General features: G+C 60.5%; 11 protein-coding genes and 1 pseudogene. 6 read left to right on the forward strand and 6 right to left on the reverse strand.

Annotated features, from left to right (window positions below; translation table 11 throughout):
* The 3 genes and pseudogenes from LCF59_RS16645 to ndk form a co-directional block, all read right to left on the reverse strand.
* Window positions 1–616 (reverse strand): annotated as a pseudogene (locus LCF59_RS16645) (citramalate synthase); the annotation flags it as partial.
* Window positions 617–887: 271 nt separating this feature from the next.
* On the reverse strand, window positions 888–2,297 hold the full coding sequence (gene cysS / locus LCF59_RS16650; RefSeq protein WP_292288746.1) for a cysteine--tRNA ligase: 1,410 nt from the start codon (window positions 2,295–2,297) through the stop codon (window positions 888–890).
* Window positions 2,298–2,911: 614 nt separating this feature from the next.
* A complete protein-coding gene (ndk, locus tag LCF59_RS16655) occupies window positions 2,912–3,334 on the reverse strand; it encodes a nucleoside-diphosphate kinase (RefSeq protein ID WP_292288747.1) in 423 nt (140 codons plus the stop codon).
* 171 nt (window positions 3,335–3,505) lie between these two features.
* Between ndk and LCF59_RS16660 the strand changes: the two genes are divergently transcribed.
* The 5 genes from LCF59_RS16660 to LCF59_RS16680 all read left to right on the forward strand — a co-directional run bounded on the left by LCF59_RS16660 (window position 3,506) and on the right by LCF59_RS16680 (window position 8,102).
* Complete coding sequence (locus LCF59_RS16660; RefSeq protein WP_292288748.1) at window positions 3,506–5,359, forward strand: ABC-F family ATP-binding cassette domain-containing protein; 1,854 nt, start codon at window positions 3,506–3,508, stop codon at window positions 5,357–5,359.
* Window positions 5,360–5,470: 111 nt separating this feature from the next.
* Window positions 5,471–6,094, forward strand: a complete 624-nt coding sequence (locus LCF59_RS16665) for a MarC family protein (RefSeq protein ID WP_292288749.1) — start codon at window positions 5,471–5,473, stop codon at window positions 6,092–6,094.
* A gap of 80 nt (window positions 6,095–6,174) precedes the next feature.
* Entirely contained in the window at window positions 6,175–6,756 is a 582-nt protein-coding gene (locus LCF59_RS16670; protein WP_292288750.1) for a TIGR02281 family clan AA aspartic protease, read from the forward strand.
* Window positions 6,757–6,832: 76 nt separating this feature from the next.
* Complete coding sequence (locus LCF59_RS16675; protein WP_292288751.1) at window positions 6,833–7,645, forward strand: arginyltransferase; 813 nt, start codon at window positions 6,833–6,835, stop codon at window positions 7,643–7,645.
* Between the two features lie 70 nt (window positions 7,646–7,715).
* On the forward strand, window positions 7,716–8,102 hold the full coding sequence (locus tag LCF59_RS16680; protein WP_292288752.1) for a cupin domain-containing protein: 387 nt from the start codon (window positions 7,716–7,718) through the stop codon (window positions 8,100–8,102).
* Window positions 8,103–8,167: 65 nt separating this feature from the next.
* On the opposite strand, the gene LCF59_RS16685 is transcribed toward LCF59_RS16680, so the two are convergent.
* From LCF59_RS16685 to LCF59_RS16695, 3 genes are all read right to left on the reverse strand, one after another.
* A complete protein-coding gene (locus LCF59_RS16685) occupies window positions 8,168–10,525 on the reverse strand; it encodes a TRAP transporter large permease subunit (RefSeq protein ID WP_292288753.1) in 2,358 nt (785 codons plus the stop codon).
* Between the two features lie 65 nt (window positions 10,526–10,590).
* The gene (locus LCF59_RS16690) at window positions 10,591–11,502 is read right to left on the reverse strand and encodes a TRAP transporter small permease subunit (RefSeq protein WP_292288754.1); all 912 of its coding nucleotides are present in this window, start codon (window positions 11,500–11,502) and stop codon (window positions 10,591–10,593) included.
* Window positions 11,503–11,624: 122 nt separating this feature from the next.
* The gene (locus LCF59_RS16695; protein WP_292288755.1) at window positions 11,625–12,710 is read right to left on the reverse strand and encodes a TRAP transporter substrate-binding protein; all 1,086 of its coding nucleotides are present in this window, start codon (window positions 12,708–12,710) and stop codon (window positions 11,625–11,627) included.
* Between the two features lie 836 nt (window positions 12,711–13,546).
* Here LCF59_RS16695 and LCF59_RS16700 point away from each other — a divergent pair.
* Window positions 13,547–14,011, forward strand: a 465-nt coding sequence (locus LCF59_RS16700; RefSeq protein WP_292288756.1) for a thiamine pyrophosphate-binding protein, incomplete at its 3' end; no start/stop codon positions are given.

Below are 14,011 nucleotides of genomic sequence, written 5' to 3' on the forward strand. Positions count from 1 at the left end.
GAATGCCCAGCCGATCACCCGGGATGCCCGCCTTGATGACCTCTCCAGTGATCTGGCCGATCTCCTGCGGCAATGTCCCGCCATTGGTATCGCACAGAACGATCCAGCGCGCGCCGCCCTCAAAAGCGGCCAGACAACAGGCCACGGCATACTGAGGGTTGGATTTATAGCCGTCAAAGAAATGCTCGGCATCAAACAGCGCTTCGCGCCCCTGTCCCACGATATGGCTGATCGACTGGGCGATATTGGCGGTGTTCTCCTCCAACGAAATGCCCAGCGCGGTTTCCACATGAAAATCATGCGTCTTGCCGACGATACAGACCGACCCCGTCCCAGCATTCAGCACCGCGGCCAAAACATCGTCATTCTCCGCCGACCGGCCCGCGCGCTTGGTCATGCCAAAGGCGGTCATCTTGGCGCGGGTCTCAGGTGCTGCGTCGAAAAAGGCGCTGTCAGTGGGGTTAGCCCCGGGCCAGCCGCCTTCGATATAATCCACGCCCAGCGAATCCAGCGTTGCGGCGATCTGTTGCTTTTCAACGGTGGAAAAGCTCACGCCCTGCGTCTGCTGCCCATCGCGCAGGGTGGTGTCGTAAAGATAAAGCCTCTCCTTACCCATCACAGACCCCCTGTCTTCTTCTGTTCAAAAATATCCCGGGGAGTGTGAGGGACTGGCCCCTCACTCCGACAGCACGGCTTGGCGCGCAGGCCTCGAATTTGTCCCGTGTAGCACCCACCCCGCGCGGGGCGGCTCTGAACGGCTTGGGACGGTACATCAAAGACCAAAACGCGCGGCGACGTCATCACCTTCGCCAAAAGCGTCCGCCACGTGAGGGGGCGGGTCGGGCGCTGCCCGGGACAAGCCCGGGCGGGACGTTTGGCAAGTGTTGTCATTCCAACCCCTCCAGCTTCGCAGGATCGAATCCCGCACCCGGGACCAGCTCAACCCCCTCCTTGCTCATCCGCACTTCGACCCCAGCTTCAATCAAAGCGGATTTGAGGCGATCCACCTCAGAGAAGTCTTTGGTTTCCATGGCGGTTTGGCGCAGTCCGAATAGGTGTTCTCCTATCTTGTTAAGGTCAGCACCTCGCCTGATCGACTGTTTCCATTCCGTCTCAGTCATAGAAAGCAATCCGAGCAAATGGGCCGAACGCTTCAACTTCAATGCGCGTTCTTCGCTCCACCCGGACATGGCATGTTGGGCAACTGCGGCACCATGTAACTGCTGTCCTGCCTCCCAAGTGTTCAAATCGTTTGCCAAGGCTTTAACGAGCAAATCATCAGGTTTTAAACTTAAATCCAGAGGCACATCACCGACAGCTTCGTAATAATAGTTCAACATATCGAAGGCCTCCCGGGCCTTCGCCTCGGTCCAATCCATCGGCTTCCGATAATGCGTCGACAAAAACACGAACCGGATCACCTCACCCGGATACCCCTGCTCCAACAAGTCATGCACGGTAAAAAAGTTGCCCAGTGATTTGGACATCTTCCTGCCCTCCACCTGCAACATCTCGTTGTGCATCCAGACCTGCGCGAACCCGCCCTCGGGGTGCGCACAGCAGCTTTGCGCGATCTCGTTTTCGTGGTGCGGGAACATCAGGTCGTTGCCGCCGCCGTGAATGTCGAACTGATCCCCCAGCAGATCATACGCCATGGCCGAACATTCGATGTGCCAGCCGGGGCGGCCCCGCCCCCAGGGGCTGTGCCAGCCGGGCTGATCGTCCGACGAGGGTTTCCACATGACGAAATCCATCGGGTTGCGCTTGTAAGGTGCGACCTCGACCCGCGCGCCAGCGATCATGTCATCAACCATGCGACCCGAAAGCTTGCCATAGCCCTCTTCCCAAGAGTCGACCGCAAAGAGAACGTGGCCCTCGGCCTCGTAGGCATGGCCCTTGGCGATCAGGTCTTCGATCATTGCGATCATCTCGGTGATATAGGCGGTGGCGCGGGGCATGTGGGTCGGCTCGAGCGCGCCGATGGCGGCCATGTCCTCCAGATACCAGCGGGTTGTCTCTTCGGTGATGTCACCAATGCTGCGCCCGGTGTCCGCCGCCCGCGCGTTGATCTTGTCATCCACGTCGGTGAAATTGCGCACATAGGTAACGTGTTCCGCCCCGTAGACATGCCGCAACAGCCGGTAGAGCACGTCGAACACGATCACCGGGCGCGCGTTGCCGATGTGGGCGCGATCGTAAACGGTAGGCCCGCAGACATACATCCGCACTTTGTCGGGATCGAGGGGGGTGAACTCCTCTTTGGTGCGTGTGGCGGTGTTGGTCAGCCAGATGGTCATGTCTGCTCCTCGGGGCCGGGTTGCGGCGGGAGTAGCAACTTCATCTAAAGATGGGAATAGAAGACAGGCCCGCCAGAAGGATTAGCGGGGAATGCAGCAAAGAGCTATTGCGATCCGGATCATACTGGCGCAATAGCCGGGTTCCCGGTGCCGGGTCAAGGGATCGAGCCGCAAGCCGTTTCGAAACGGCTTGCATCAAGCCTGTTCGAACAGGCTTTGAAACGCGGTTTGCAAACCGCGTCATCAACATCCTTCGAAGGATGTTGTCGCCCGGTTCGCCCTCCCAGACGCAATGGACAAGACGGAACAACAATCCCCGTGTCGCGCACGATCAAGATCACGCGCTGCAAGGCGTGAACCGGTTGCATTGGACCGTTCCCACTGCGCCGGCAGGCCGCCATGCAGTGTCAAGGCCGAGCGCGATGCGCGATCGGTCCCTCGCGGCATCACCCAACGCAGGGCGAGAGACTTGGTTGCTTGCCAGACGGATATGTCGCTGTGACGATGCCACCGGAGGAGCGGTGCTTTGCAGCGGCGCGACGCTGGCGCGCTGTCTTTGCGGCAAAATCTACCGCCTGCGGCGCGCCGGGCTTATGCCCGGCGTGCGCGTACATTCAGCCGACCAGTTCGAGACCGGAAAAGAAAAAGGCGATCTCTTCCGCCGCGGTTTCCGGCGCGTCGGACCCGTGCACCGAGTTTTCGCCAACGGATTCGGCGAATTCGGCACGGATCGTCCCGGCGGCCGCATCGGCGGGGTTGGTCGCGCCCATGACTTCGCGGTTCTTGGCAATGGCGCCTTCACCTTCGAGCACCTGCACCACGACCGGCTCGGAGGCCATGAATTCGCAAAGCTCATCGTAGAAAGGGCGTTCGGAGTGCACGGCGTAAAACTTGCCTGCTTGCGCCTTTGTCAGGTGAATGCGCTTTTGCGCAATGATGCGCAGCCCCGCGTCTTCGAACTTGGCGTTGATCTTGCCGGTCAGGTTGCGGCGGGTGGCGTCGGGTTTGATGATCGAAAATGTGCGTTCGAGGGCCATTGTGGTCGCTCCGTAGGGTTGTTGATTTTGCGCCGGTTAGCACGGGGGTCAGGCGTTGGGAAGCCCCTCGCGGAGCTTGCCGCGGCCCTGCGCCCGCACCACCGCGGTATTTTTGGCCGAAAGAAACCAAGGGTGCTGGCCTGTCCCGCAGAGCGTTGTTAAGGGCGTGTCATGTTGAAGATTGAAGATATAACCTATGCCGTCGATGGGCGGCCCTTGTTCGAGGGCGCTGCGGCGGTCATTCCAGATGGTCACAAGGTCGGCCTTGTCGGACCCAACGGCGCCGGCAAGACGACGTTGTTCCGTCTGATCCGGGGAGAACTGGCCCTGGAGGGCGGATCGATTTCGGTGCCGCGGGGCGCGCGGATCGGCGGCGTGAGCCAGGAGGTGCCCGGTTCAGAGGTGTCGCTGGTCGACACCGTGCTGGCCGCAGATGCAGAGCGTGCGGCGCTGATGGCCGAGGCGGAAACGGCAACGGATGCCGCACGGATTGCCGAGGTGCAGACGCGGCTGGCGGATATCGACGCCTGGTCGGCAGAGGCGCGGGCGTCAGCAATTCTCAAGGGACTCGGCTTCGATGACGCCGAGCAGCGCATGCCCTGCAGCGCGTTTTCCGGCGGGTGGCGGATGCGGGTCGCACTTGCGGGCGTGCTGTTCGCGCAACCCGATCTCCTGCTGCTGGACGAGCCCACGAACTATCTCGACCTTGAGGGCGCGCTCTGGCTCGAAAGCTACCTGGCGCGGTATCCGCATACGGTGATCGTCATCAGCCACGACCGGGGACTGCTGAACCGGGCCGTGGGGGCGATCCTGCACTTGGAAGATCGCGAGCTGACCTTCTACCAGGGGCCCTATGACCAATTCGCGCGGCAGCGCGCCGAACGGCGCGCGCAAGCGGCGGCAATGGCCAAGAAACAGCAGGCGCGGGTGGCGCATCTGCAATCCTATGTCGACCGGTTCCGCTACAAGGCGGACAAGGCGAAACAGGCGCAGTCGCGGCTCAAGGCGATTGCGCGGATGGACATGGTGGCGGCGCCCGAAGAAGCGGCAAAGCGGGTGTTCACCTTTCCACAGCCCGATGAGCTGTCGCCGCCGATCATCCGGGTCGAGAATGGCGTGACAGGCTATGGTGACACCGAAGTGCTGCGCAAGCTCGACCTGCGGATCGACCAGGACGACCGGATCGCGCTTCTGGGCAGGAACGGCCAGGGGAAAACCACGCTGGCCAAGCTGTTGTCCGACCGGTTGCCGCTGATGGCAGGGCGGATCACGCGGTCCTCGAAGCTGCGGATCGGGTTCTTTGCCCAGCACCAGGTGGACGAGTTGCACGTGGACGAGACGCCGCTGGACCACCTGCGGCGGGCCCGGCCGAACGAGCTTCCGGGCCGGCACAGGGCGCGGCTGGCCGGTTTTGGCCTTATGGCGGCGCAGGCGGAAACGCTGGTCGGCAAGCTGTCGGGCGGGCAGAAAGCACGGCTCTCGCTGCTGCTGGCGACATTGGACGCACCGCATCTGTTGATTCTCGACGAGCCGACGAACCATCTGGATATCGAAAGCCGCGAGGCGCTTGTCGAAGCGCTTACGGCCTATTCCGGCGCGGTGATCCTTGTAAGCCACGACATGCATCTTCTGTCGATGGTGGCCGACCGGCTGTGGCTGGTGAAGGATGGCAATGTCCTGCCCTACGACGATGATCTCGACGATTACCGGGCGATGCTGCTGGCGCCCGACAAATCTTCGAAGCCGGAGAAGTCCAAGCCGGCGCGCCCTGCCCGGCCAAACCGGGACGCGCTGATGGCGCTGCGCTCGGAGGTGCGAAAATGCGAAACGCGGGTCGAGAAAATCGAGGAGATGCGTGCAACACTGGCCAAGAAGCTCGCCGATCCGGCGCTGTACGAGGATGCGCGCAAGGGCGAACTTGAAACCTGGAACAAGAAATACGCCGAGGTGATGGACGGCCTGCACCGAGCCGAGGCGTTGTGGGAAGCGGCCGCGCAGAAGCTGGAAGCGGCAGAAAGCGCCTGAGCCATTCGGCGCCGCCCAACAGTATGGCGACCGCGCTCTTGATGCACAAATCGCCCCGCGTCCCGACCCGGCGCTTGCGCATTAGCCGCGAACATGATGCAAGCAAGAGCCATGGACAGTGCCTTCCTGATCTCTGCCTTTGTCACGCTTTTTGTCGTGATCGATCCCATCGGGCTGACGCCGATATTCATCGCGCTGACGCCAGGTCTGACAGTGCAGGAGCGGCGCGCGGTAGCCATTCGTGCGACCGTCATCGCGGCGGGGCTGCTGTTTCTTTTTGCCTTTTTCGGTGAACAGGTTCTGGGCTTTATCGGAATCTCGATGCCCGCCTTTCGCATCGCCGGGGGAATTCTCTTGTTCCTGACGGCGCTGGACATGCTGTTTGAGCGACGCACCAAGCGGCGGGAAGATCAGGCAGACACGGATGATGTGCCCGACCCGTCGGTGTTTCCGATCGCGATCCCCCTGATCGCCGGCCCTGGGGCGATCGCGTCGATCATCCTGCTGGTCGGAGAGGCCAAGGGGGCTGTGGGCATGGCGTCGGTTCTGGCGGTCATGCTCGGGGTTGTCGCGCTTGTCTTTGTCATGTTCCTGAGCGCGCCGGTGATCGAACGCGCGCTGGGCAAGACCGGGATCGTCGTGGTGACGCGCCTTCTGGGCATGTTGCTGGCGGCCCTTTCGGTCCAATTCGTGCTGGATGGAATCCGGGGATTTGGCCTTGCGCTTGGCGGCTGACCAAACCGCCCTGGCGTCCAACCCCTACACATCGCGGCCCGGCTTTCCTACATTGAAACGAGCGACGCGTGGGGGTGACAATGTCAGCGACAGAATATGGCAACCTGGTTTACCTGGTGCTGCTCGGGGCGGTGGTCGCGTTTTGGTTCTTTGCGCAGAACCGGCAAGGCCTGAACAAGACGTTGCAGCAGGCGGCAATCTGGGGTTTGATTTTTGTCGGCGTCGCCGCCGCCGTGGGTCTTTGGGGCGATATTCGCCAGACCGGGACGCCGCAGCAGCTTGTTGTGGAAGAGGCTGGCCGGGTCGAGGTGCCGCGCGGGCCGGACGGGCATTACTACCTGACGTTGATGATCAATGACACACCGGTGGATTTCGTTGTGGATACAGGGGCCACGGGCATGGTGCTGACGCAGGCGGATGCCGACCGGGTCGGCCTGCCGCGCGATGAGACGATCTTTTTTTCCGAGGCGATGACGGCCAATGGCCCGGTGCGCACCGCACCGGTCCGACTGGAGCAGGTGGCGCTGGGTCCATTCGAGGACAGCAATGTCCGCGCGCTTGTCAACGAGGGCGAGATGCATGTCTCGCTTTTGGGAATGACATATCTGAATCGCTTCGCTCGGATGGAATTCAATGACGGGCGATTGATCCTGGAACGGTGATTAATCCCCTTTTCTGGGGGGTTGGCGTATTCCGAGCCTTGGGCTACGCTCACCGTAAACCGATGAAGAGATGACGATGCGCCATTCGCTGCCACTCGCGCCGCAGTTCTACGTGACGGCTCCTCAGCCCTGTCCTTACCTGCCGGGTCGGATGGAGCGAAAGCTGTTTACCGCCTTGCAAGGCGGTTCAGCGGACAAGCTGAACAATGCGCTGTCCAAACAAGGGTTTCGCCGGTCGCAGAACGTGCTGTATCGACCATCCTGTTCGGATTGCGCGGCCTGTCTGTCGGCGCGGATATCGGTCGACAGGTTTCGTCCCTCGCGCAGCCAGAAGCGCACGATCAAGCGAAACCGCCATTTGCACCGCCGCGCATCCAGCGCCTGGGCGACCGAGGACCAGTACGAGCTGTTTCGCACCTATCTCGATTCCCGGCACGCCGATGGCGGCATGGCGGATATGGACGTTTTCGATTTCGCCGCAATGGTCGAGGAAACCCCAATCCGCTCGCGGGTTATCGAATACACCGAAGAGACCACACGCGCCCTGCAAGCTGTGTGTCTGACGGATGTGCTCGATGACGGGTTGAGCATGGTCTATTCGTTCTATTCACCCGATGTGCCCGCCCAAAGCCTTGGCACCTACATGATCCTTGATCACGTTGAGATCGCGCGCGAGGCCGGTCTGCCCTATGTCTACCTTGGGTACTGGGTGCCGGGCAGTCCGAAGATGGGATACAAGGCGTCGTTCTCGGGTCTGGAACTTTACCGCAACGGCAACTGGGAGCCGTTCCGCAGCGACGATGGTTACTCCTCGGACACACATCCGCTGTCCACCGATCCGATCGCCGAACAGGTTGCCAATATCTCCTTGCCGGATATGCGGTCCTGATCCACACCACTGCGGGAACCGAACACCATATCCCACGTTTCTCTGCCAGACCGACGCAGGAGAAACGTAAATGTCCGAACGCAACAAACTGGTGCTCCCCATCGCCAAATTGGCACGGGGCAATGAAAAATTCCGAGAGGTCATCTGGACCGGAGAGAGATCGCAGCTCGTGCTGATGGCGATCCCCGAAGGCGGTGAAATCGGTGGCGAGACCCATGAGGGCCACGATCAACTGCTGTATTTCATCGACGGGATGGGCAAGGCCAGGATCGGTGATGACGAGATGGAGATCTCGGCCGGGGACGTGGCGATTGTTCCGTCAGGCATGTTCCATAATTTCAAGAACACAGGCACCGGAATGCTGCGCCTTTACACCACCTACTCCCCGCCCGAGCACGAGCCGGGGGTGGAGCATGACACCAAGGCAGACCAGGCGGCCGATCCCAACGAGGATTGAACTGCGTGGCGTATGTAAAAAGGGCCACGCAGTCGCATGGCCCTTTTCAGAAGGAAGTCCGCCGATCAATTGCCGATCAGATCCGGCACGATGGTGACGATGTCCGGGAACACCCACAGTATTGCAAGTCCGATCACCTGAATGCCCACGAAGGGCAGAACGCCGCGATAGATGTGACCGGTCGTGACCTCGCGTGGGGCAACACCACGCAGGTAGAAAAGGGCAAATCCGAAGGGAGGCGTCAGGAACGAGGTTTGCAGGTTTATGGCGATCATGATCGTCACCCAGGCCGGATCGAGCGTACCGCCATAGATCACAGGCCCCACGATGGGCACCACGATGTAGATGATCTCGAGGAAATCCAGCACGAAGCCAAGGATGAAGAGGATCATCATCACAACGAGGAACACCACCATTTCGTTGTCGAACGACCGCAGGAACTGCTGGATATAATGTTCCCCACCAAAGGAGATCAGAACGAGGTTGAGAAGCTGCGAACCGATCAGGATGGTGAAGACCATCGACGTGACCTTCGCGGTCTCGCGCACAACCGGCCCAAGGATGTTGGTGCGCAGCAGCACCCAGCAGCTATAGAGCAGCCCGAAAAACGCAAAGTGATAGGTCAGCTGCGCAATGACATAGGCGATCCAGTCCTGCAACGACACCTCGGACCGGGTGATCCTCAGGTCGAAATTCACGCCCAGGAGGATCATCACCAGGAGCGACAGCGATGCCCAGATCACGATCTTGGATTTGCCTTCTTCCTGACCCAGCTTGCGATGGGCGGCCAGCATGATCGCCCCGGCCGCGCCCAAGGCGGCGGCAGGCGTCGGGTTGGTGATACCGCCAAGGATCGAGCCAAGCACAGCCACGATCAGCACCAGCGGCGGGAAGACGACGCGCAGCAACTCGTTCTGCGACAGTCGTCCCATCGCGGCCTTAGCGCCGAAGAGCGCAAGCACGGTTGGAATCGCCAGGATCAGGAAGGTGGCGCCCGGGCTGCTGAGCGGCGAGATGAAGAGGATATCGCACAGAATGGCAAGCGCCACACCGGCCCCGCCAATCATCAGCGGCAGCGGGTTCGACGACGGCGACACGCCGCGAGCCAGGATCAGCACCAGCGCCAGAAGGGTAAACACGGTCGCGACACCCGACCCGATGGGCGACGCGTTGTCCTGTGCCAATTCCAGGGCGGTGGCGCGTTCTTCATCGGTCAGCTCGACCGCTTCGCCGGTTGCCCCGGATTGCTCCATCTCGGCCCGCTGTTTGACCGAGGCGTCCCATGCCTCTTGTCCATGAAGATCGATCATGGCTGCCTGGCACTGCTCGGACACATTGGTGCGCAGGTCAGGACGGTCGCCGCTGGACTCTGCATAGTCCGACACGCTGATCGACTGGCTCCCGATCACGCCTGTGCTGGCGCCGACGATCACGGCAAGGATCAACGCGCCCGGCAGCGCGAGATACCATGTCAGCGCTTCGTTGCGGGTTACCACTTCTCCGGCGTCGCCGGTGGAGGCGACGGGCGGTGCGCTGTTTGGGCGAAGCATGGCAAAGCCGAAGGCATAAAGCGCATAGAGCCCCGCCAGGAAAAGACCCGGCAACAACGCCGCCTGGAACAAGGTCCCGACAGACAGGACAGCCGGTTCGCCAAGGAACGTCAACGCGTCGCCGCAGCCGGCCAGCTGTGCGCGGGTCTCCTGCCCGGTGGCATAGAGGTCACCGACCAAGGTGCCCAAAAGAACGATCACGATGGAGGGCGGAATGATCTGTCCCAATGTGCCGGACGCGGCGATTACACCTGTGGCCAGCTCTGGCGAATAGTTGTTGCGCAGCATTGTGGGCAACGCGAGCAGGCCCATCGTCACGACCGTTGCCCCCACAATCCCGGTCGAGGCAGCGAGGAACGCGCCAACGATCACGATGGACACGGCCAGACCGCCGGGCAGCGGGCCAAAGACCCGCGCCATGGACGTCAACAGATCCTCGGCGATGCGCGAGCGTTCAAGCGTGATGCCCATCATCACGAACATCAGAACCGCGAGCAGCGTTTCGATGGACTGCCCCGCGATGACCCGTTCGTTCATCCGGTTGACGATGAAGGACAGGTTGCGCTCCAGCGCGTGCTCCCAGCCCGAGGGGAAGACGGGTTCCGCGATCCGGGGCAATTCCGGGTATCGGAACACGGATATCGAATCGCGCACGACACCGTCCGCAATCAGACCGGCGAATTCGGCCGAATTCTTGTCGATCGCCTCGTGGATCAGCAGGCCTGCACTGTCGAGCGCGGCGATGATGGCAAAGGAAATGACCCCTGCACCACCGATGGCAAAGGCGACCGGAAACCCGGTCATGATCCCCGCAAAGAGCGTGAGGAAAACGATGATCAGACCGACCTCGACCCCATCCAGTCCGAAAAGCATTTTGTTGGTATCCCTTTAACTTCGCGCCGTTCGCGGCGTCGTTGTATCTTCAGACGGTGGCGGTCTCAGGTGGACCCTGAATGGATCGCGTGTTCAAGGTCTTCGGCCTCGTTGCCCGTGGAATCCAGGTCCAGGTACTTTCCGGCGCTTTCTTCACCTTCGACCCATTCGAGAAAGGATCGCCAGAAGAACGTGACCGCTTGCAAGAACACAAAAATGCAAAACAACACGATGAGAACCTTGAACAGGAAATAGGCGTTGAAGCCGTTCGGGCTGAACCCGATGGTTTCGACGTTCCACCGAAAGATCCGCGATTGCATCAGCATCCGGTCAAGATCGCTGGTTGACGTCACCGCCGGCGTCATCAGGTGGCGCCACATGAAGAACCAGGCGTACATGTAGGTCAGCACGATCGCGGGCAGCATGAACACAAGGCAGCCGAACATGTCGATCACACGCTTGGTGCCAAATTTGACCTTGGAATAGAACAGATCGACCCGTACATGGCCACCTTGGACAAAGGTGTAGGACACGCAAAGGCAGACAACGAGCGCGTTGTGGAACTTGAGGCCCTCGGCCCACCAGCTCAGGTCCTTGGCAAAGGCAGTCCCGAGAGGGCCAAGCTGAATTTCCGCGACCCGAAATATCCGCTGAAGGAAAACGATCATCACCTGGGTGAGGACCATCACGAGCCCCGCCCAGGCCGCTGTGCGACCCACCGCATTCGCGACGGTTTCGAGTACGCGAACAGATCCCCACAGAAGCTCGCGCTTCCAGGCCATACCGACCACGGTGATCCCCAGGATGACGGTGAAAACGACAAAGAAAAATTCCACCGACGCGCCGTAATAGATGAATCGCATCACCGCTTCGGGGTTTGACCAGTTCAACCAAGCCGCCGGATTTATCAACGCGAGAACAAGGTGATAGGGAGCCAAAGCGATATTTTGCAGCACCCAGATAATGAAGTCGAACATTCTATGGCCTTTTGCACCGGACCTGTATTGAGGGATGTCGGACGCGTTTGAGTGTCCTGATTTGCAAAAGCCCTGACCGGGGCGCGCCGCGCCACCGGTCAGGGCCAGGCATCATCAAGCGATCAGCTTGCGTTCACGCGGTTTCGCTGACGCATGTATTCGCCGTCACCGATCTCGTACCATGCAGCGGTCTCTTCGAGCGACGCGAAATAGCTTTCCGCGATCTCGGCATAGAGCGGATCGTCCATGTTTTCTTCCCGCACCTCTGCCGACGCGCGACCGAATGCATCCCAGACATCGTCCGGGAATTCGCGGGTCTGCACGCCCTCCGACCTGAGACGCGCAAGCGCCGCCCCGTTTTCAGCAAGCGAAAGCGCGGTGTTTTGCGCATGTGCCGCTTCGCAGGCAACCTGGCAAATCTTCTTGTGCTGATCGGACAGGCTGTCCCATACTTCGAGGTTGAAGCCCATTGTCAGCGCCGAACCCGGCTCATGAAACCCTGCGGTGTAATAGAGGCTTGTCACCTCCTGGAAGCCGAGGCGTTCGTCTGCATAGGGTCCGATCCATTCGGCCCCGTCGATCTGGCCCGAGGCGAGCGCCTGATAAATTTCGCCGCCCGGAATGTTCTGCACCGACGCACCAAGCCGGCCAAGCACCTGGCCACCCTGCCCCGGCATGCGGAAGCGCAGGCCCTGAAGGTCTTCGGCAGAGGTGATTTCCTTGGTGAACCAGCCGCCCGGCTGCATCGCCGTCTGACCGCACATCAGCGGCTTGATATTGAACAGCCCCGAAAGATTGTCGTGAAGTTCCTGACCGCCACGGCGGTAGTACCAATTGGCGATCTCCTGCGATGTCATGCCGAAGGGCACGGACGTGAAGAACGCCAGCGCCGGATGCTGGTTGAGGAAATAGTAATCCGCCGAGTGGTAGACATCTGCCTGTCCTGCGGACACGGCGTCGAACACTTCAAAAGCGCCAACGAGCGACCCCGCCGAGTTCTTTTCGATGGTCAGCGATCCACCAGACAGCGCCGCGATGTAGTCGATCGCAAGCTGTGCCGCGTCGTCGAAGACAGCAAAGCCGTCCGGAACGGATGTTACCATCGTGAGCGTCCGGTTGCCTTGGGCAATCGCGGGGGCTGCCAGCGTTGTGGCGGCCGCGGCCCCGGCACCGACAGTTGACGTCCGCAAAAATGAACGACGATCCATATAGTTTCTCCTCCTGTTGATTAACACACATTACAACGGGATCGCTGCTTGCGCGTATGATTAGTTACGCGAAATTAATTTAATTTTTTTCGATTGCAAACGTTTATCTTTGCAAACGAAGAACAAAATTTCAGCAATCCACGCCGATAAGAAATATCATGGCGGGTCAGACTTTCGCAGTGCCGGGACAGCAGGTTCCTGTATCTGGGAGGATCACCGGCGCTGGATGCAACGGCGCGCCTGTCAGCGACCCGCTCTCGCCCACGATCACGTGCCGCGCGGCGACCTGTGCGGTGACCTAAGGTACAGCGCCAGAGGTGGCCGGAAGGACGGCACCCTGCGTGCACCAAGGACAGGCGACGCGGGCTGTCGTTTTGTCAATCATGGGGACCCTTCATGTCGACCTGCTCTCTCATACGCTCTGCTCGGGTGTTGACCGATCGCTTGGCAACAGCTTTGGGCCGCCGCAACGTGGCAAACGAGCACCACCCTGCGCAACGGGCCGGGTCGGCCACAGGGTATCCGCAAAGCGGACCGGGCACGACATGGATTTAGTTATATTTCGCAAAGGGTCGGGCCCACGGCAATAATCATAAAGTTTTTTCTGACTTGCCGGTACTTTTTTCACGCTTTTCGATGTTGACGCCCCCGCGGACGCACCATAATGTCCGCCCACGCGAAAAGGAGCCATCATGGCAAACGACCTAGGAATTGTTGTGGTAAAGATGCGCATGGGCCGGTGACGGAACCTGATCAGGACCCCATGCGCCTCCGACTGACCATCGGGGGTTTTTTTTCGCGTAATGAACAGAAGCGTCTGTAAACGGAGCAAAGCAATGACACGTCAGATGACCGGAGCGAAAATGGTGGTTCAAGCCCTGAAGGATCAGGGTGTGGACACGGTATTCGGGTATCCCGGTGGCGCTGTGCTACCGATTTACGACGAGGTTTTTCAGCAGAACGGCATTCACCATTACCTCGTGCGGCACGAACAGGGGGCCGTTCACGCGGCCGAAGGCTATGCGCGTGCCACGGGCAAGCCAGGCGTCGTTCTGGTGACTTCCGGTCCCGGCGCCACCAACGCGGTGACCGGCCTGACCGACGCGCTGATGGATTCGATCCCGATTGTTGTTCTGACCGGCCAGGTGCCGACCTTCATGATCGGATCGGATGCGTTCCAGGAAGCCGACACCGTGGGCATTACCCGCCCCTGCACCAAGCATAACTGGCTGGTGAAGGACACCGCGAAACTCTCGGGGGTCATTCACGAGGCGTTTCACGTCGCCACATCGGGCCGTCCC

The sequence above is a fragment of the Marivita sp. genome (assembly GCF_020055675.1).
Classification (GTDB): domain Bacteria; phylum Pseudomonadota; class Alphaproteobacteria; order Rhodobacterales; family Rhodobacteraceae; genus Marivita.

What these genes read in the sequence shown, in the direction of transcription:
- LCF59_RS16660 (WP_292288748.1), top strand. Translation starts at nt 3,506, where the DNA reads ATGTTGAAGATTGAAGATATAACCTATGCCGTCGATGGGCGGCCCTTG.
- cysS (WP_292288746.1), bottom strand. Translation starts at nt 2,297, where the DNA reads ATGACCATCTGGCTGACCAACACCGCCACACGCACCAAAGAGGAGTTC.
- LCF59_RS16695 (WP_292288755.1), bottom strand. Translation starts at nt 12,710, where the DNA reads ATGGATCGTCGTTCATTTTTGCGGACGTCAACTGTCGGTGCCGGGGCC.
- LCF59_RS16670 (WP_292288750.1), top strand. Translation starts at nt 6,175, where the DNA reads ATGTCAGCGACAGAATATGGCAACCTGGTTTACCTGGTGCTGCTCGGG.
- LCF59_RS16685 (WP_292288753.1), bottom strand. Translation starts at nt 10,525, where the DNA reads ATGCTTTTCGGACTGGATGGGGTCGAGGTCGGTCTGATCATCGTTTTC.
- LCF59_RS16675 (WP_292288751.1), top strand. Translation starts at nt 6,833, where the DNA reads ATGCGCCATTCGCTGCCACTCGCGCCGCAGTTCTACGTGACGGCTCCT.
- LCF59_RS16690 (WP_292288754.1), bottom strand. Translation starts at nt 11,502, where the DNA reads ATGTTCGACTTCATTATCTGGGTGCTGCAAAATATCGCTTTGGCTCCC.
- ndk (WP_292288747.1), bottom strand. Translation starts at nt 3,334, where the DNA reads ATGGCCCTCGAACGCACATTTTCGATCATCAAACCCGACGCCACCCGC.
- LCF59_RS16665 (WP_292288749.1), top strand. Translation starts at nt 5,471, where the DNA reads ATGGACAGTGCCTTCCTGATCTCTGCCTTTGTCACGCTTTTTGTCGTG.
- LCF59_RS16680 (WP_292288752.1), top strand. Translation starts at nt 7,716, where the DNA reads ATGTCCGAACGCAACAAACTGGTGCTCCCCATCGCCAAATTGGCACGG.